Raw genomic sequence first — 19,910 nt, forward strand, 5'->3', positions numbered from 1 at the left:
TAAGGCCACCTTGAATCAACAATCATCCAAGGTGGCTTCACCATATTCAACATTTTTATTTATTATATTCCGTGGTGTAATAAGTCTTATACTGGGAAGGTAACATTCTCCCTGTTTCTTCATCCCAATATCCTTTTACGGTAAAGCTACTAGAACTTGCAGTATTATTCTCTGCCGTTAACCTTACATTAGCGGCATTCGCACCTGCATTGCCTTTAATATAGTGATTACGTCCACTATTTGTATTGGTATTTCCAGCATTCACATCCACTGCAGGAGATACATTCGTACCATTGCTTTTTTCCAGCCAATATGTGGTTACCGTATTAGTTCCTTCGTTTGAAAAATACATCCTCACCTTCCATGTATTTCGTTCTGTAGTCGTTTGGCGATACTCTGTGCCTGTGAACGAATTTTTTTGATCCTTCAGAATTGTAAATGAATAATTCGTATTTTCATTACCAGCTTCAACCGAAAGCGTTCCTAATCCAATCGAGCAAGCTAAAATAGTCCCTAATGCTATTACTCTTACTTTTTTCATGTTATTCCCTCCTGATATTTGGTATTAATAATTTTAATGATTTCGTTTTTTCCATTTTTCCAAGCTTCATTAGCACCTATACACGTATGCGTTAGTAGCGCTTGCCATGGCAATCACTGCAAAAATCCTGCTCTACTTTTTTCTGATACCAGATTTATATTATAAGAAAGGAGGGGAAGTGAAGTTTCAGAATTAAAACAGGACATGCCAAAATCTGACTTTATTCATTAAAAAAGGCTTTATTAAAGGATAATTTGTCAGCTTGGCAAAAGACACGCTCATGGAGAAAATACCAGCATATGAAGATTAATGAAGTAGTGGTAACTCAAAGTTATGGTGGAATTAGGTGAGGTTTATTTTAATGAAGGAACATATGGAACTTTTTTAGTGTCTGTAAAAAGGAAAATGTTAAGGGACCGAATTTTTGGGTCCCTTATCTTATCAATGATGTTTTGTGACGCTTAGACGTTGTTTTTGATTAGACTTCATCACTTTTCACCTTATACATGAACCCGATAATGATGATCGCTAAAAAAAGAATGGTAGATTTAAAGAAAATCAAAATGAAAGCTTCTAAGGTCACTTCGTTAAAAGGTTGAAAAATTAGGGCCACTGAATAATTCAACCCTAAAATTTGTGAAAACCAAATAACAAAGCTTAACGGATACGTATACTTTATATCCGGAAAACACCAACTAAGGACGGTAGCCATGCCTGCGCATAAACTAGTGAAAAATCCAAAAATGATGATATAAAACACATTGCTAACAAAAGGCATTTTGTTGGCGAGTGTATATAAAGGATTTTCCGGCGATAAATCTGGTGATAAACCCATATCAAATTCACCATTCATGAATACCAAATATGCAATAATCATGTTTAATAGCAAGCAACCAACCATGACTAAAAAGGAAAATGACATATTTCCGAATAGCATGGTTTTATAATAATTATATCGCCCTTTTTTGGTCGCTACGATATATCGATAGCCTGTTTTATAGTCTTGGATATAGCTGTCGGCACACAAGATTAATAGAAAAATAGGCAAAAACCAAATAAGTAGTATTTGCATCATATGACCTAATGAACTTCCCGCTAAAAAAGTGGCTAGATGGGGCATGATCCATGACTCTAAAACATTGCCGATCAAAATAAAAATATCAATAATAACAATCGCCACAATACATAACACGATGAACTTTGTTTTTTTATTATTTGTTAATCGATAATAATAACTATTCATTTTGTCTCCCTTTAGAAAGCCACCTTGAGTCAACAATCATCCAAGGTGGCTTCACCATATTCATCATTTTTTATTTATTATATTCCGTGGTGTAAGATTCTTTATACTGTCCAGGTAATATTCTCTAATAAAGTTTTATAGTACAAGAAAAAAAAGTAGGTTCTATTTCAGAATTAAAACGCGAAACTCCAGATCTGACATCATGCAATGACAACGCACAGTCAAAAGACACGCTCATGGCAAAAACACCGCTGATCATCGAGCGGTGTTTTCATTCGTCTTCTCACATAAAAAGGCCGTTTAACATGTAAGTTAAACGGCCTTCACCTCTTATAACTATTTTGATTTTTTAACGGTTACTTTTGTTGCTTTTCCTGTATTGCCCGCTTTGTCTTTTGCTGAAGCATATAATGCGGACCCTGCTTTTTGCTTGCTGATTTTAATGGAGAAGTTCCCCTTGTTATCAGCTTTTGCCGTTCCGATGTTTTTATTGCTGTACTTCACGGTAACGGTTGAACCGATTTCCGCTTTACCTGTTACTTTGGTGGCTTTGTCGTTCACTTCATTCACTTTCGGTGCTCCTGGAGCCGTTTTATCTTTAACCGTTACTTTTGCCGCTTTTCCTGTATTGCCTGCTTTGTCTTTTGCAGAGGCATATAATGCGGACCCTGCTTTTTGCTTGCTGATTTTGATGGAGAAGTTCCCCTTGTTATCAGCTTTTGCCGTTCCGATGTTTTTATTGTTGTACTTCACGGTAACGGTTGAACCGATTTCCGCTTTACCTGTTACTTTGGTGGCTTTGTCGTTCACTTCATTCACTTTCGGTGCACCTGGGGCGGTTTTATCCAGAACAGTTACGGTTGTCGCCTTACTTTCCCGTTTTGCTAGATCTGTAGCTGTGACTGAAAGTTTAGTGCCAGCTTTTTGTTTGCTGATTTTCACTTTGAAATTCCCTTTGCTGTCCGTGTTACCTGAACCAATCACTTTTTTGGCATTATTTTTGACCGTGATTTTCATGTCCGCTTGTGATTGACCAGTTACATACGTATCTTTGTCACTTACAGCTTTAACGGTTGGCTTATTAGGGGTTTCCCCTTTCTTCACGAATACTTTGATTGAAGAGGTTGCCAGTTTTGAAGAATCAGAGATATTCACAGTAAGCATTTGCTCAGCTTTTTGGACCGGAATCGTAACGGTGAACGTTCCGTTAGCTGACGCCGTTCCTTTACCGATCGTTTTGCTTCCGCTTTTCACTTCGATTACTGAACCTTTTTTAGCTGAACCAGTCAGTTTTGTTTGCGTATCCATCACAAGATTGACTTTTGCTTTTAAATCCACTGCACTAAGTGCACTGTATGCATTCAGCCTTCCATATCCGGATACTAAATCTTTTCCGACAGGAAGTTCTTCTTCTGGTATTATGATTTCTCCATCCTCAGGTGGATAGTCCTCATAAGGGTCTACATTATCTTCTTCTTCAAAAGCAACATATTCCGATGTCTCATGAAGGATTTCCCTTACTTCATTCAATTTCAATCCAGGGTTTCCGGATAATAACAAGGCCGTAGCTGCCGCAACATGGGGAGCTGCCATTGATGTACCATCCATATAGGTAACATTTCCATTAGGTACAAGGCTCGGGATGCCTGTCCCTGGAGCGACCATGTCCAATTTCGTTCCATAATTGGAATAATCCGATACTAAATCAAGGGCATTGGTTGCGCCGACGGAAATGGCGTATTTAGATGATGCAGGATAAGAAAGACCTTCCATCCCATCATTACCGCTTGCTACGACAACCATTACATTTTTGGCGGCTGCATCTTTCAAGGCGTGTTCAATCGTCCTGCTATATTCTCCGCCCAAGCTAAGGTTTATGACCTTGGCACCATGTTCCACGGCATATTTAATGCCTAGTGCAATTTTCTCATTGTCTCCATATCCTGAAGAGTCCAAGACCTTTACAGGCATGATTTTAGCTACTGGATTGATTCCTTGCATGGAATAGCCATTGTCTGCTTTTGCAGCGATAATTCCGGATACATGTGTACCATGGCCATTGTCATCGACGGCATTTCCCTTCTTATCAATGAAATTCTTGCCTAAGTCCATGCGAACCGTATCTTTCAAATCCGCAAGTGAATCATCGACACCTGTGTCGATAACCGCTACTAATGTATCCTTTAGATTACGTTTCTTAATAAGGTTTTGCAGTTTTTCGTTATCGATGTCCGCACCCTTTATGCCCTCTTCACCACCGAGGTTATTTAAAGACCATTGATACGATGATTGAATATCGGCTGAAAGTGCTTTATACGTTTTTACCGGTTCGATATATTCCACTTCTGGAAGATTTTCAATACCGGAAAGAGCTGCTGTGCTCATTTTTGCTTGATTCTTTAACTCTACGACATACATATCATCATACAGAACCTCTTGTTTCTTAGGTGCCGATAATGTTCCATATCCTTTTCCGCTTACTTTGGATTGGACAGAGCTTAATGACTTCCCTGGTTTAAGTTTGACGATATATTTGTTCTTTATATTTTTCGAAGCCGGAACTTCAATTCCCGCTTTGCTTGCGATATCGACGATTCTCTCACCGGCAAGCTTATCAAGATTGATTTTCTTTGCAATGCCGTCCATATCCTTTTTCAATCCAGCCGGAGCGACGTCTGCCGTCTTAGTGAATAAAGCTTTAATCGCTTCTTGCTGCTTGTTGCTAATGACTGCCGTACTGCTTGCTCCATTTTCATTAAGATCCTCAATAAGGGGCTTAATGACGACTAAATGATTATAGACGGCTTCCCTTGCCGTTTTATTACCAGCCAGATGAAGTGCCAGGAATGGAGAAGCCTTATAGTATAAAGAGGACATGGTGCGTCCCTCAGATGATTTCGTGAGAACTTCATCTCTAAACACGCGGAGTGTTTTCAACATGGATTCTCCCGTTTTCTTATCGTTTACACTCAATTCAACCGGGCATGATTCGAGATTTTCCCCTTCGTCCCCGGCAGATGGTGGCAATGTCACTGAATGGGCATTGATGGAGTATTCAGCTACATTTTCCGCATCCGGTAGAGGATTTCCTTCATCATCCGTATCGCCGAAATATTCAACTTTAACATAATATGTGCCGTCCCAAGCATATGGGAAATCGACTACAGCTTTTTCATCAGGATAAGAAGAGACAAAATAATTGCTCTCATCTTTTTCTGCTTTTTCTTTATCTTGATATACGGAAATATTCAAGATTTTATCCGAATTGACTTCGAACTCAATATGGGAGAATTTTTGTATTTCTTCTTGTGTGGGACTGATTTGATACCATTGAACACCCGGTTTTTCAAACTTCCCGTCCAAAGTGTCCCCATTTTTAATCGTATTTACATTTTCAATAGGTGTTACAGCTGCAGCTTGAGAATTTTGTGGAACCAAGCTGAAAATCAGTGCAAAAATAAGCACAAACACCGTAATTCGACTCACATTCTTAAATTTCACAGTTTCGCCTCCAATATTTGGTTATAAAATAACAGTACTATACCAAACTATCACACTGTATAATTTTATCAACCAATTTTTTCCCTTTTTTATGAGAAATGCTTGATATAATTGGACAGCGAGCAGAAAAATGATTCTCCTGTACCAATTAAGCAAGATATTTGAGCTCCGATCGACACCTTATAAGGATTGTTGATGCCAAAATTTGATAGATTCATCGCTAATGGACTTAAATCGGTGAAAATCCTAACATGACCTAATTCCTAAGTTCCGCCAATGCCCGCGAAAAAAAAAGCTGTCCCAGCATTAAAACATGCGGAACAGCTCTCATTTGATTTCGTTAGTTTGCGACGATATTGACTAATTTACCTGGTACAGCAATGACTTTACGGATGGTTTTCCCATCGATTTGTTCTTTGATGGAATCATCACCCATCGCAATTTCTTCCAACTTTTCTTTCGTAGTGTCAGTCGGCACCATTAATTTCGTTTTGACTTTTCCGTTGATTTGGATGACGATTTCGACTTCGTTATCCACTAACTTCGCTTCGTCGAACGCCGGCCATGTTCCGTATGTGATGCTCTCGGAATGGCCTAATTTAGACCAAAGCTCTTCGGCGATATGCGGTGCAACCGGTGCAAGCAATTTGACGAAACCTTCGATATATACTTTAGGAAGCGAATCGGCTTTATAAGCATCATTGATGAAAACCATCAATTGTGAAATCGCCGTATTGAATTTCAATTCTTCATAATTCTCGGTCACTTTTTTAACCGTTTGATGATAGACTTTTTCAAGCTTGCCCGTGTCATCCGTTTCGGTCATCTTATCTGTGATCGAACCGTCTTCGTTGACTAATAAACGCCAAATGCGGTCAAGGAATCTGCGGGAACCGTCCAATCCGTTTGTAGACCAGGCAATCGAAGCATCCAATGGTCCCATGAACATTTCGTACATGCGAAGTGTATCTGCACCATGGCTTTCAACGATATCATCCGGGTTCACGACATTCCCTTTTGATTTACTCATTTTTTCATTATTCTCGCCAAGGATCATCCCTTGGTTAAATAGGTTTTGGAAAGGTTCCTTCGTTGGCACAACACCGATATCGTATAGGAATTTATGCCAGAAACGAGCGTAAAGCAAGTGAAGCACCGCATGCTCAGCGCCGCCAATATAAATGTCGACCGGCATCCATTCTTTTAATTTTTCAGGATCTGCGAGTGCTTCCTTGTTGTCCGGATCGATATAACGAAGGAAGTACCAGCTGCTGCCTGCCCATTGTGGCATCGTATTTGTCTCACGGCGCCCTTTTCGTCCGTTTTCATCCGTTACGTTCACCCATTCCGTAATGTTCGCAAGTGGTGATTCGCCCGTACCCGAAGGCTTGATGTCCGTAGCTTTCGGTAAAATCAATGGAAGTTCTTCTTCCTTCACTGCAGACATCGTGCCGTCTTCCCAATGAATGATTGGAATCGGTTCACCCCAGTAACGCTGACGGCTGAATAACCAGTCGCGAAGACGGTATGTTATTTTCTTCGTACCGATTTCTTTTTCTTCCAGCCATTTGATCATGGTTGAAATGCCTTCTTCTTTATTCAATCCATCAAGGAATTCCGAATTCACATGAAGGCCATCGCCTGTATATGCTTCACTTGTCACATCTCCGCCAGCTACGACTTCCTTGATCGGCAAGTTGAACTTGACTGCAAATTCATAATCCCGCTCATCATGCGCAGGAACGGCCATGATCGCACCTGTTCCGTAGCTGATCAACACGTAATCAGCAATCCAGATCGGCATTTTTTCGCCGTTTACCGGGTTAATGGCATATGCCCCCGTGAACACGCCTGATTTATCCTTAGCCAAGTCTGTTCTTTCCAAATCGCTTTTATGTTTCACTTCATCTAAATATGCGTCGACTGCCGACCTTTGATCAGCTGTCGTAATTTTATCGACAAAGTGATGTTCAGGTGCCAATACGGCATATGTTGCACCGAATAACGTATCCGGACGGGTCGTGAATACCGTGAATGTATCTTCAAAGCCATCGATATTGAATGTAACCTCCGCTCCCTCGGAACGTCCAATCCAGTTACGTTGCATATCCTTGATGTTTTCAGGCCAATCCACATCATTCAAATCGTCGATTAAGCGGTCCGCATAAGCCGTGATTCGAAGCATCCATTGTTTCATCGGGCGGCGCTCAACCGGATGGCCTCCACGCTCACTTTTTCCATCGATGACTTCTTCGTTCGCCAATACCGTGCCAAGAGCCGGACACCAGTTAACGGCCACTTCATCAATATATGCAAGGCCCTTTTCATATAATTTCAAGAAGATCCATTGCGTCCATTTGTAATAGTCGGGATCTGTCGTGTTTATTTCGCGATCCCAATCATAAGAAAAACCAAGGGCTTTGATTTGGCGGCGGAACGTGTTGATATTGTGCTCCGTGAATTCAGCTGGATCATTTCCCGTATCGATCGCATATTGCTCTGCCGGAAGTCCAAATGCATCCCAGCCGATCGGGTGTAAAACATTATACCCCTGCGCCCGTTTCATACGTGCTAAAATATCGCTTGCCGTATAACCTTCCGGGTGCCCCACATGAAGACCTGCGCCTGAAGGGTATGGGAACATATCCAGCGCGTAGAATTTACGTTTGCCGCTTTCTTCACCCGTTTTGAATGTCTTATTGCCTTCCCAATACTGCTGCCATTTCGTTTCTATGCTTCTATGGTCAAAACTCATATGATTTCCTCCTAATTTCCGTATAAAAAACAATAAAAAACCCCTCATCCCAAAATAGGGACGAGAGGATTATGTATATCTTCCCGCGGTACCACCCACATTGGCGATAGCTAAAATCCGCCCAGCTTAAAACATCCGTAACATGGATTAAAACGCCAGGCATTACTTTTTACCTTCACACCCGGAACTCCAAGGGGAGTTCACGACCCTCCCAGGTTGACTTGCACCACCCGTCAACTCTCTTTACTGGAATCAAATCGCTACTGTTCCTCATCATAGTCTTTATGAGAATATTTGATTATATTAATTCTAGTCAATTTCACCGATAATTGCAATAGCCGTACATAAACATTATCGACAGGTTTTTCATTATATATGCGAATTCAAGGAAAATCGTGCAAAAAAAGGGAGCTATGCATCCATAGCTCCCTTGCTTCCCTTTAATGCCGCAGTAAAATCATTTCATTTTTCAATTCATTCATCTGCTGCCGCATCCGCGAAAGCATATCCCGTTGTTGGGCATTCGAACTGGCATACAATCGTTCCATATCCGTCAAAGCCTCTTCGATATACTTTTGCGAATTTTGAAATTGTTCATCATCATAATGCTCCTGCCGTGAGGCCTCGTTAAATTCAAACTCTGCAAAATGGAGAGCTCCTTCACATTGCTCTAAAAAATGATCGACGGATTGTCTGGTTGCCATTACAAACCCTCTCCTTCGCGTCTCATGTGGATGATTCGGAATCATCTTGTTTAGTTTGAGCAAATAACGAGTGGATTATCATTTTTTTTGAGGAATCAACCTTTATCCCAAAACTTCTCCCCGTGATGGGAAATGAACTGCTCGATCCACTCGGCAAAGCCCATATGGAGTTTCTCGCCTTCTTCAAAATCATCAATATGGCCTTTTACCATTAAATAATCCTTATCACCTTTAGCGACGGCTTCCCCATCTATCACGATATTATCTTGATAAATGCATGCCACTTTATAGCATCCTTCGTATGAATTTTCATATGTGTAATTAACAATATCATCCAGGCTGTATAAATCATTTTCCCCGCCAGATTCCACATTATCGAATAGACGGCATCCATTCGTTATTTTTAAAAACTCTTTATAATCATCGGGCAGAAGCAATCCGGTTTTCTTTTCAAAGGAATGAATTTGTTCATCCGAAGCAGGTGAATTGAAGGTGCAAGTGGCTTTGTATATGAACCCATCTTCATTTACTTCGATCACCTGATTATTTTCGGCTAATTTCTTTTTCATTTGATTAATCGCTTCTTCAACTTGACCGGTCATGTCCATCAGCTCCCGATTGGATATAGTCATTCATTAGATATACTGAAAATAGCAGCTAAATTTTAACCTTCAAGTATACAGTATACGCTTATTTTTCAAAAAAAGACCTAGCTGCCAGAATGTTGTATAATATATGTTGCGCTTTATTTTTAATTAGGAGGTTGCTGATTTGAATCAAGCAAACCCGTTTATATATGCAACGGATAACAAACGATATCATACATGGAATTACCACTTGAGAAATCATTTTGGACATAAGGTTTTTAAAGTTGCCCTGGATGGCGGTTTTGACTGCCCGAACCGTGATGGCACCGTCGCACATGGAGGCTGTACCTTCTGCAGTGCCTCAGGCTCGGGTGACTTTGCGGGCAGCAGGGTTGAACCGTTAGAAGTCCAATTTAAGAAAATCAGCGAACGGATGCATCATAAATGGAAAGACGGAAAATATATGGCCTATTTCCAAGCGTTCACGAATACCCATGCACCCGTGGCAGAGCTTCGCGAGAAATATGAAAGTGTATTGACCCAGGAAGGTGTCGTCGGACTCTCCATCGCGACACGCCCGGATTGCCTCCCAGATGATGTAGTCGAGTATTTAGCGGAATTGAACGAGCGCACTTACCTATGGGTGGAACTCGGTCTCCAGACGGTTCATGAAAAGACCGCGACGATGATCAACCGTGCCCATGACTTCAATTGCTACAAAGAGGGTGTCGATAAACTGCGTAAACACGGCATCCGCGTATGCTCCCATATCATCAATGGTCTTCCTCAGGAAGATTACGAAATGATGATAGAAACAGCCCGGGAAGTCGCCAAACTCGATGTGCAGGGCATAAAGATCCATTTACTTCATCTATTAAAAGGGACACCAATGGTCAAACAATATGAAAAAGGCCTACTTGAGTTTCTCGACCGTGACGATTATGTCAGCCTGGTATGTGACCAGTTGGAAATTATCCCTCCAGAAATGATCGTTCACCGCATTACGGGTGACGGTCCGATCGATTTGATGATCGGACCAATGTGGAGCGTCAATAAATGGGATGTCTTGAATGCCATTGACGCCGAATTGAAACGCCGCAACAGCTGGCAGGGGAAAAATCATCAGACGGAGGTACAAACATGAAGCTTGATCGAATTTTGCCATTCGCCAGGATTCTGCTTGAAAAGGCGGTTCAGCCTGGAGATATAAGCATTGATGGCACGATGGGCAACGGTTTTGATACGGTCTTTCTTGCAGGACTTACAGGTGAAAACGGACATGTCTATAGTTTTGACATTCAGAAAGAAGCCCTCCAAACCACAGCGGCGAAACTGAAGGCCGAGAATTTACAAGCGCACTGCACCCTCATTCACGATGGGCATGAACAATTGAGCAAATACATCAGGCAAGAACATTCCGGAAAGATCACAGGTGCCATATTCAACCTAGGCTACCTTCCTGGCGGAGACAAATCAATCATCACCCAAGCAGATACGACGATATCGGCCATTGAACAGCTGTTCGAGATGCTGGCACCAGAAGGCATCATCATCCTCGTCATTTATCATGGACATCCAGGGGGATCTGAAGAACGGGATGCATTGATGGATTATGTACGGGACTTTCCTCAACAGAAAGCACATATCCTAAAATACGGTTTCATCAACCAAGCCAACAATCCGCCATTCATCGTGGCGATTGAAAAGAGATGATCACGCATGACACCGTTCTTTAGTAACGGTGTTTTTGCATTAGACATTCGTTTAAGCCTCCACTCGAAGGGTGCATGGAACAAAATAAGAAAACGACGCGTTTAGACCTATTCGCCAATATCCTCCACATTATAAAAAGATACTTGTTATGTATTCCGTGCACCGGTCATCAAGACGAACGAATTGCTTACAAACACAGGTTAATCCAAATAAAAAAAGCTGCCAAAGGTCTCACTTCGGCAGCTTTTTCATTATATCCCGCAGTATGTACCGATCAAACGACATACCCTAATATCTTTAAACGATTTTCAACAAAACTCAGTGCATATTGAAATACATCATCACGCTCTGGCTCGTTGAAGATTTCATGATAAAGCTTCGGCCATTCCTTATATTGCTTTTCACTGGCCAAGTTATAATTAAACCACTCACGAACCGCCTTCTTATTCACGATTTTGTCATCTCCGCCCTGCATGACCAAAAGCGGTACATCCTGAATTTCGGGAATCTCTTCAAAAGCATCCTTCATAGCCTGTGCAAGCTCGCGATACCAACGAATCGAAACTTTTGTGATATATAGGGTATCGTTTCTATCGGATTCACGAACTTCAGAACTTCTCGTTGCCATTTCAGGTGTCAATCCGGAATCTACCCTGAACTTAGGCATCACGATGTTCAAACCATGAGAGAGGGCTGTCATGAGCTTCGGCGGCTTCGTCATGAGGCCTAAGCATGGTGAAGATAGAATCACCCCTGCAATGTCCCATTCCTCTTCCTGAAGAAGGCGTATCGAGATCAAACCGCCCATGCTGTGACCAAGTAAAAACACCGGCAGCGAATATTCGTAGGCATCTTCTATCCAGCTTTTCACTTCATCTAAATATTCATCAAAGGAATCGATATGTCCCCGGTAGGCGCGTGTTGTCATTCCCTGCCCAGGAAGGTCGCCCATGACCACATGGTATCCGGCTGAAAGCCACATTTGTGTAACCCACTTATAACGGCCGTGATGCTCCATAGCCCCATGAATGATGACAATGACGCCTTTTGCGTCTCCTTCTGTCTCCCATTTCCACATTCGAAATCCCCCTTTCACTTTTCACTTGTTGTATACGATCCATGATAGTTAAAATAATATATATAAATTATAACCATATTCGTGATTTTCGACAAAAAAGAAATCTAACAAGTTGTACATTGGTATTATAAATAGCCAAGTGTATTTGCATACGGTATATTAAAATAATACATAAAAACATTAACTTCGGAAAGGAAATGATTGAAAATGATTATTTATCCGTTTAAAGGCAAAGAACCTGAAATTGCTGAAAGCGCTTATATTGCTGAAAATGCTGTCGTCACAGGTGATGTGAAAATTGGTGACAAATCATCAATTTGGTTCAATTCCGTCATTCGCGGTGATGTATCCCCAACCATCATAGGGAAAAAAGTCAGTATACAGGATAATAGCGTCCTGCACCAAAGCCCAAATAATCCATTGATCATCGAGGATGAAGTGACCATCGGCCATCAGGTCATTTTACATAGCTGCAAAATCCGTAAAGGAGCTTTGATCGGCATGGGATCGATTGTGCTTGATGCAGCGGAAATCGGCGAAGGGGCATTTATCGGTGCCGGCAGTCTCGTTCCCCAAGGTAAAGTCATTCCACCGAACATGTTGGCATTCGGACGCCCAGCTAAAGTCATTCGCGAAATCAACGAAGAAGATCGCCAGGATATGGAACGAATCGTACGCGAATATGCCGAAAAAGGACAATACTATAAAACGGCAGAACGAATAAAATAAACTAACGAGTATTTGCTCCTAACTCACGAGTAAATGCACATAACTCACGAGTATTTGCTCCAATTTCACGAGTATTTGCTCTAATTCGCGAGTAAATACTCCTAACTCACGAGTAAACGTATATAACTGGCGAGTATTTGCTCCCATTTCACGAGTAAATGCTCCTAACTCACGAGTATTTGCTAAATTCGCGAGTATATGCTCCAATCCACGAGTAAACGCACATAACTGGCGTGCATTTGCTCCCATTTCACGAGTATTTGCTCCAATTCACGAGTATTTGCTCCTAACTCACGAGTAAAAGCACATAACTCACGAGTATTTGCTCCAATTTCACGAGTAAATGCTCCTAACTCACGAGTATTTGCTCCTAACTCACGAGTAAACGTTCCTAACTCGCGAGTATTTGCTCCAATTCACGAGTAAACATTCCTAACTCGCGAGTATTTGCTCCTAATTCACGAGTATACGACCATAACTCGCGAGTAATTGCTCCAATTCACGAGTAAACGCACATAACACGCGAGTATTTGCTCCAATCCACGAGTAAACGCACATAACACGCGAGTATTTGCTCCAATCCACGAGAAAGCTCCAAACTCACGAGTAACTATCGATTTCTTGAATTATTCCCCCTGAAGGCAAAATTAATCCATAAAAAAAGGTGCCCCGCTGTTGCGGGACACCTTTTTTTATGGATTATGCTTGTGCTTTTAATGTTTCTGCTTTATCCGTGCGTTCCCATGGAAGATCGACATCTGTACGGCCAAAATGTCCGTATGCAGCTGTTTGTTTGTAGATTGGGCGACGAAGATCAAGCATTTTGATGATACCAGCTGGACGAAGGTCGAAGTTTGCACGAACTAGGTCAACTAGGACTTCTTCGCTAACTGTACCAGTTCCGAATGTATCAATCGAGATCGATACAGGCTCTGCCACACCAATTGCGTATGCCAATTGAACTTCCGCTTTGTCAGCAAGGCCAGCGGCAACGATGTTTTTCGCAACGTAACGCGCTGCATATGCCGCAGAACGGTCAACTTTAGTAGCATCCTTACCAGAGAATGCACCACCGCCGTGACGAGCGTATCCGCCGTACGTATCAACGATGATTTTACGTCCAGTAAGACCAGCATCCCCTTGAGGTCCGCCAATTACGAAACGGCCGGTCGGGTTGATGAAGTACTTAGTTTGAGCATCGATCAATTCAGCTGGAACAACTGCTTTAATCACATGTTCTTTTATATCGGCTTGAATTTGTTCAAGCGTAATTTCTGCATCATGCTGTGTAGAGATAACGATCGTATCTACACGTACAGGACGGTTATTCTCATCATACTCCACAGTTACCTGTGTTTTACCATCAGGGCGTAAGTAAGCAAGAGTTTCATCTTTACGAACTTTAGCCAAGCGGAATGAAAGTTTATGTGCCAAGGAAATCGGAAGTGGCATAAGCTCTTCTGTTTCATTACAAGCAAATCCGAACATAAGACCTTGGTCCCCTGCACCGATTGCATCGATTTCTTCCTCTGACATGTTTCCTTCACGAGCTTCCAATGCTTTATCGACGCCAGCTGCGATATCAGCAGACTGCTCATCAATGGAACTCAATACAGCACAAGTTTCAGCATCGAAACCATATTTCGCACGTGTGTAGCCAATTCCTGCAATGGTATCACGAACGATACGCGGAATATCCACGTAAGCGGATGTTGTAATTTCACCAGCAACAAGCACAAGACCTGTTGTTACACTTGTTTCACACGCAACACGTGCATTTGCATCCTTAGCAAGGATAGCATCTAAAATGGAATCTGAAATCTGATCACAAATTTTGTCCGGATGGCCCTCTGTAACAGATTCAGAAGTAAATAGACGTTTCTTTGACATCATATTTCCTCCTTGGAAGTTAGTATGTTGTAGGCATAAGCCTGATTTTTTACGGAACTCGTTTCCCTCATTAGTTTCAACTATAGACACAGAATTACTTATAAATACACAAAAACCTTCCCTGGCAAATGAGGAAAGGTTTAAAATTCTGTCTTCTATCCTTTCACTCTTATCGTTCAAGGGTTTTTTACCTTGCTCAGGTTAGCACCATCACCACTATTCCTTGAAGAACCATCGCTTTATTTTCGGCGATCGATCTTGGAGTCAAGTTCAATATGGCAGGTTGCTGGGTTTCAAAGGGCCTGTCCCTCCACCAACTCGGGATAAGAGAATCCGTACAATTTAAGATAATATCGTATCAGGTTGGAACTTGTCAATGTTTTTCTAAAAAGAACATATCCGCCCACTTGAAAAAACGGGTTGTTTCAGCGTCTTCAAAGGGTTTCCAAGGCAGAAGGCGAATAGAAATGTTGAAAATTGCCATTAATAATAGAAAATAAAGCATACTAACAGGAATGGCCAATTAGAAATATGTTGCTTAATTACTTCCTATTTAAAATAAAATTTTCACTCCATGTAAGTATATGCAATTGTATTGACTCGGTTCCTGCGCCTTAATAATGAAAAATGATTAACGAAACCAGTTGAAAATAATCACAAATTAAAAGAAATAGTATAGACTATTTAAATGAATGTGTTATACTAATTGTAATATAAAAACTTAAACAAAGGAAGGTACCTCATATATGAATTCTGTAGATGTTTCTAATGAGTTACACCAGTTATTAACAGGAAACAATGTTCAAACTCAACTTTCAGTTCCTCAATTGGTCGAAAAAGTATTAAGCAGAAATGAAGGCGTACTAACATCAACTGGTGCAGTAAAAGCTGAAACCGGCAAGTATACTGGTCGTTCACCTAAAGATAAATATATCGTGGAAGAAGCATCCGTTAAGGATAAAGTCGATTGGGGTTCAGTGAACCAGCCAATTTCTGAAGATGTTTTCAATAAACTATATAATAAAGTAGTTGACTACCTAAAAGCAAAAGAAGAGATTTTCGTTTTCAAAGGTTTCGCTGGTGCAGACGAATCATCACGTCTTCCCATCCGAGTTGTTAATGAATATGCTTGGCATAATCTTTTTGCCCATACTTTGTTCATCCGTCCGAACGAAGAGGAATTAAGAGGTCACGAAGCTGAATTCACAATTCTTTCGGCACCTAATTTCAAAGCAGACCCAGAAGTGGACGGGACTTCATCCGAAACTTTCATCATCGTTTCATTTGAACGCCGTACCATCCTGATCGGCGGAACGGAATATGCAGGAGAAATGAAAAAATCGATCTTCTCGATCATGAACTACTTACTTCCAGAGGCTGGAATCCTTCCAATGCATTGCTCTGCTAACGTAGGACGTGAAGGAGACGTCGCTTTATTCTTCGGACTGTCTGGAACAGGTAAAACAACTTTATCCGCAGACACTAGCCGTAAACTGATTGGCGATGACGAGCACGGCTGGTCTTCTAACGGCGTATTCAACATCGAAGGTGGCTGCTATGCGAAAACGATCAACCTTTCACGTGAAAAAGAACCACAAATTTTCGATGCGATCCGCTTCGGTGCCGTATTGGAAAATGTAGTTGTGGATCCGGATACACGTGAAGCGGACTATGATGATAGTTCATTGACTGAAAACACCCGTGCTGCATACCAAATGCAAGCGATCGATAACATCGTGAACCCAAGTATTGCAGGACACCCAAATACAATCATTTTCTTAACAGCTGATGCTTCAGGCGTTCTGCCTCCAATCAGCAAGCTTTCCAAAGAACAGGCAATGTTCCATTTCCTAAGTGGTTACACTAGTAAATTGGCTGGTACTGAAAGAGGGGTAACTTCACCGGAAGCTACATTCTCCACTTGCTTCGGTTCACCGTTCTTACCGCTTCCCGCTCAACGCTATGCTGAGATGCTTGGTGATAAAATTGACGAGCACAATGCAAAGGTATACCTTGTCAACACTGGGTGGACTGGCGGAGCATACGGAACCGGAAGCCGTATGAAACTTGCTTACACTCGTGCGATGGTACAAGCGGCACTTGAAGGTGAATTAGCGAACATCGAAACGATCAAAGATGAAATCTTCGGTTTGGATATCCCGCTTCATGTTCCTGGAGTTCCTGACGAAGTGCTTCAACCAATCAAGACTTGGGCAGATCCTGCGGCTTATAAACAAGCAGCAACAGCTCTTGCAGCTCAATTCCGTGCAAACTTCAAGAAATTCGGTAGCGTTCCAAGTGAAATCGAAGAACTTGGCGGACCGACAGCTTAATAAATTGTACACAAAAGGACCAAGCTCTTGCTTGGTCCTTTCTTCATTTTGCTCCCCCCCGTGCCAGTTGCAGAGCTTGACTTTCAACCACAAAAAGGGCACTGTCCATAGTCAGCGCCCCCTTTATCCTTATTCCATTATCGATGTTTGTCCAAGTTTTTAGATGATCGCTTTATTCCTGGCTTTTTTCATGGACATCGTTTTGTATTGATATATATTGCCCAGGTTGGCCACCGGGACATCGGTTTCGTTCGCATCAATGCAATTCCGAGTATCCAAAATCAATTTATTGGCCATAAGATCCGATAGCTTATCATAATCCATCCGTTTAAATTCATCATGGTCGGTCAGGACAAGTATCAAGTCGGCACCTTTTACAGCATCTTCCACTGAAACGATTGGCATTTTCCCAGATTGAACATGCGGATCATGCAAGGCTACATCCACATTTTCCATTCCCATCAAGATATTGACGACATCAATGGCGGGACTTTCACGAATATCATCTACATTTCCTTTGTATGAAAGTCCGAAAACCGCTACCTTTGGATGACGGATTCCCTCGAGCATCATTCTTACGCAATTGACAATGTAATAAGGCATCGATACGTTCGTATCACGGGCCAATTTAATGATTCTCGCATACTCTGGTGCCTTTGCTACGACGAAATACGGATCGACTGCTAAACAATGTCCCCCGACTCCAGGGGCCTGGTTGGTGAATATTGACACGTGGGTGCTTGTTTGCCATCCCTATGACATCCAAGACATTGATGTCCAGCTGGAAGCAGACTTTCGCCAGCTCGTTTGCAAGGGCGATATTGACATCCCGGAAAGTATTTTCCATCAGCTTGGACATTTCCGCCGTTTTCGCATCCGTCTGAATGATTTCACCTTGAACGAAGGTTTCATAAACTAAGCTCCCTTTATAAGAACATGTTTCCGTGATCCCTCCGACGATACGATTATTATGAACTAACTCTTCAAGAATCCTTCCAGGTAAAACACGTTCCGGGCAATGAACGAGGAAGATGTCTTTACCGATCGTGAGGCCAGTCATTTCTATCATCGGTTTGATATGATCATCCATGCTTCTTGGCGCTATCGTCGATTCGATAATGATGACATTTCCCTTTTTGATAAAAGGAAGAATGGTGGATGTCGCTTCTAAGACGTAGGTTAAATCACATGATTGATGCATATCATCTTTTATTTGGAGTAGGGACTGCAATAATGAAAACATCAGCATGTTCCGGGCTTAAAGCAGCTCGAAACTTATTGGAAATAAGTACCTCATGTAATACCTGCTCCAGTCCAGGTTCTTCGATATGGAGCTTACCATTATTCAAATTGGAGATAACCTCAGGCTGGATATCCACGCCGATAACATCGACACCGTGTTTCGCAAACATTAAAGAAGTTGGAAGCCCTATATAACCAAGTCCCATTGTACAAAGTTTCATATTAACCACTCCTATCCTATTTTTCTGCTACACTCGTTTTGTTAGGCAGATTGATAAATATCGATAAAGATTTCCTTCTCTTGTTTCCAATTGTATTTTTGCCGGGCATTCAGGCAATTACTGCTCATTTCCGCCCTTTTTTCAGGATGTTTCAATAGGTAATTGACTCCTTCGGCAATTGACTTTGGATCATGTGAATCGACACACACGCCAATCTGTTCCGCATCGACCACCTTTTGAATTTCAGGAAAACTACAGGCAACCACAGGCACACCGCTCATCATGTATTCAAACAATTTATTTGAAGAAGCGGAGTAGTGATTAAAACAGACATTATTCAATACCTGAAAACCTAAATACGCATTTTTCGTATAATGGAGCAGCTCGTCGACCGGAACCTTCGGTAAGAACTTCACACGATGTTCCAGATGCATGTCGCTTACTTTTTTCATCAAATCATCCTTGATTCTTCCATCTCCTATAAAAACCACTGTCCCACCCTCTATCATCGGTACAGCATCAACCAATTGCTCTAAACCTCTGCCCATTTGAACGCCGCCTTGGTATAACAATATCGGCTCATTCGCTGGCAAATCGAGCAGCTCATGCAAATTCACGGCCGTACTTTCCTCCGGATTGGTTGGAATTGGGTAGTTATGGACCACATTGGGATATAAACCATATAAGTCTTCGTTATATTTAGCTCTCGTATGGTTTTCGGCAATCATTTCATCAACAAATATTAATAGGAATTTCTCCATCATCCCGTAAAGTCTGCTATTATATCCCGTTCTGCTCGTTTGTACCTCATGTGAGTCATATATCAGCTTTTTTCGCCTTAACCATTTACTGCTGATCGCTCCCTGCATTAGCGTATTCAAGTCATTCGAATGATAAAAATCATATTTCCTTTTCCGGCCATGGTGGATCATTTGACCAAAAATGTAGCTCCTTGTTAATAGGGTCGGCAGCTTCGTTTTACTCATGATCAAGGTGCCGATCGCAAGGAGTGCAAGGGAACCGAACAATATTCCCGATCCCACCCAGCCATTGATCAAATTTAAGTTCCACAACGTATTCCAAACCAATAATGCCAGTAGAACGATTTCAAACTTCTTTTTCTTCAATTTGCCTACGATCCTGAGAATCCTATGAAGCGCCTCCCAGCGGTTATTCACCCTAGTGACAGTGAAACCATTTTGATGTTTCTCCTTTTTGGGCAAATCCTTGATCTTCCAGTTATGAATGGCAATCAAATCCACTTCATAACCCGCTTCAGTAAGTGCTGTGCATTCTCTTAGAACCCTTGCATCGTTCGTAAAGTGATTCCACACAAACATACATACTTTCTTCGCCATGTTGTCCTCCAATTC

Annotated in this window: 15 protein-coding genes, 1 pseudogene, 1 riboswitch and 1 other annotated feature; of the genes and pseudogenes, 4 read left to right on the top strand and 12 right to left on the bottom strand. The window is 41.7% G+C overall.

From position 1 onward, the window contains the following. Positions 1 to 55 precede the first annotated feature (55 nt). From ABIE66_RS24330 to ABIE66_RS24355, 6 genes are all read right to left on the bottom strand, one after another. On the bottom strand, positions 56 to 541 hold the full coding sequence (locus ABIE66_RS24330; protein WP_370016607.1) for a DUF2712 domain-containing protein: 486 nt from the start codon (positions 539 to 541) through the stop codon (positions 56 to 58). 478 nt (positions 542 to 1,019) lie between these two features. After that, positions 1,020 to 1,784, bottom strand: a complete 765-nt coding sequence (locus ABIE66_RS24335) for a DUF2705 family protein (RefSeq protein WP_289326696.1) — start codon at positions 1,782 to 1,784, stop codon at positions 1,020 to 1,022. Between the two features lie 336 nt (positions 1,785 to 2,120). After that, positions 2,121 to 5,285: a S8 family peptidase gene (locus ABIE66_RS24340; RefSeq protein WP_289326698.1), complete on the bottom strand. Its 3,165-nt coding sequence runs from the start codon at positions 5,283 to 5,285 to the stop codon at positions 2,121 to 2,123. 340 nt (positions 5,286 to 5,625) lie between these two features. Next, positions 5,626 to 8,040, bottom strand: a complete 2,415-nt coding sequence (gene leuS / locus ABIE66_RS24345) for a leucine--tRNA ligase (protein ID WP_289326699.1) — start codon at positions 8,038 to 8,040, stop codon at positions 5,626 to 5,628. A gap of 53 nt (positions 8,041 to 8,093) precedes the next feature. Then, positions 8,094 to 8,326 (bottom strand) — a binding site (T-box leader). Between the two features lie 154 nt (positions 8,327 to 8,480). Continuing rightward, positions 8,481 to 8,744, bottom strand: a complete 264-nt coding sequence (locus ABIE66_RS24350; protein WP_289326700.1) for a DUF2524 family protein — start codon at positions 8,742 to 8,744, stop codon at positions 8,481 to 8,483. A 95-nt stretch (positions 8,745 to 8,839) separates the two neighbouring features. Then, the gene (locus ABIE66_RS24355; RefSeq protein ID WP_289326701.1) at positions 8,840 to 9,346 is read right to left on the bottom strand and encodes an SMI1/KNR4 family protein; all 507 of its coding nucleotides are present in this window, start codon (positions 9,344 to 9,346) and stop codon (positions 8,840 to 8,842) included. A gap of 169 nt (positions 9,347 to 9,515) precedes the next feature. On the opposite strand from ABIE66_RS24355, the gene mnmL reads away from it, so the two are divergent. Then, the gene (gene mnmL, locus ABIE66_RS24360; RefSeq protein ID WP_370016609.1) at positions 9,516 to 10,475 is read left to right on the top strand and encodes a tRNA modification radical SAM protein MnmL/YtqA; all 960 of its coding nucleotides are present in this window, start codon (positions 9,516 to 9,518) and stop codon (positions 10,473 to 10,475) included. Then, positions 10,472 to 11,044, top strand: a complete 573-nt coding sequence (gene mnmM / locus ABIE66_RS24365) for a tRNA 5-(aminomethyl)-2-thiouridylate-methyltransferase MnmM (protein ID WP_289326703.1) — start codon at positions 10,472 to 10,474, stop codon at positions 11,042 to 11,044. The genes mnmL and mnmM overlap by 4 nt, the downstream gene beginning before the upstream one ends. 274 nt (positions 11,045 to 11,318) lie before the next feature. Here the strand turns inward: mnmM and ABIE66_RS24370 are convergent, their stop codons facing one another. Then, positions 11,319 to 12,122 carry an alpha/beta hydrolase gene (locus ABIE66_RS24370; protein WP_370016610.1) on the bottom strand — a complete coding sequence of 268 codons (804 nt, stop codon included), beginning with the start codon at positions 12,120 to 12,122 and terminating at the stop codon, positions 11,319 to 11,321. 210 nt (positions 12,123 to 12,332) lie between these two features. Here ABIE66_RS24370 and ABIE66_RS24375 point away from each other — a divergent pair, with 210 nt between their 5' ends. Next, positions 12,333 to 12,851, top strand: a complete 519-nt coding sequence (locus tag ABIE66_RS24375) for a gamma carbonic anhydrase (RefSeq protein ID WP_370017109.1) — start codon at positions 12,333 to 12,335, stop codon at positions 12,849 to 12,851. Positions 12,852 to 12,869: 18 nt separating this feature from the next. On the opposite strand, the gene ABIE66_RS24380 is transcribed toward ABIE66_RS24375, so the two are convergent. The 3 genes from ABIE66_RS24380 to metK form a co-directional block, all read right to left on the bottom strand. Continuing rightward, on the bottom strand, positions 12,870 to 13,100 hold the full coding sequence (locus tag ABIE66_RS24380) for a hypothetical protein (RefSeq protein WP_370016611.1): 231 nt from the start codon (positions 13,098 to 13,100) through the stop codon (positions 12,870 to 12,872). Positions 13,101 to 13,304: 204 nt separating this feature from the next. Then, positions 13,305 to 13,436 (bottom strand): hypothetical protein, encoded by a 132-nt coding sequence (locus tag ABIE66_RS24385; protein ID WP_370016612.1) that lies wholly within the window; start codon positions 13,434 to 13,436, stop codon positions 13,305 to 13,307. A gap of 114 nt (positions 13,437 to 13,550) precedes the next feature. After that, complete coding sequence (gene metK, locus ABIE66_RS24390; RefSeq protein WP_289314667.1) at positions 13,551 to 14,744, bottom strand: methionine adenosyltransferase; 1,194 nt, start codon at positions 14,742 to 14,744, stop codon at positions 13,551 to 13,553. A 163-nt stretch (positions 14,745 to 14,907) separates the two neighbouring features. Next, positions 14,908 to 15,071, bottom strand: a riboswitch (SAM riboswitch). A gap of 416 nt (positions 15,072 to 15,487) precedes the next feature. Between metK and pckA the strand changes: the two genes are divergently transcribed. Continuing rightward, a complete protein-coding gene (gene pckA / locus ABIE66_RS24395; RefSeq protein WP_370016613.1) occupies positions 15,488 to 17,074 on the top strand; it encodes a phosphoenolpyruvate carboxykinase (ATP) in 1,587 nt (528 codons plus the stop codon). Between the two features lie 159 nt (positions 17,075 to 17,233). On the opposite strand, the pseudogene ABIE66_RS24400 reads toward pckA, so the two are convergent. Continuing rightward, positions 17,234 to 18,537 (bottom strand): annotated as a pseudogene (locus ABIE66_RS24400) (nucleotide sugar dehydrogenase). 41 nt (positions 18,538 to 18,578) lie between these two features. Further along, positions 18,579 to 19,895, bottom strand: a complete 1,317-nt coding sequence (locus ABIE66_RS24405; RefSeq protein WP_289326708.1) for a glycosyltransferase — start codon at positions 19,893 to 19,895, stop codon at positions 18,579 to 18,581. Between the last annotated feature and the right edge of the window lie 15 nt (positions 19,896 to 19,910).

This window comes from Peribacillus sp. B2I2 (assembly GCF_041261685.1).
GTDB lineage: Bacteria > Bacillota > Bacilli > Bacillales > DSM-1321 > Peribacillus.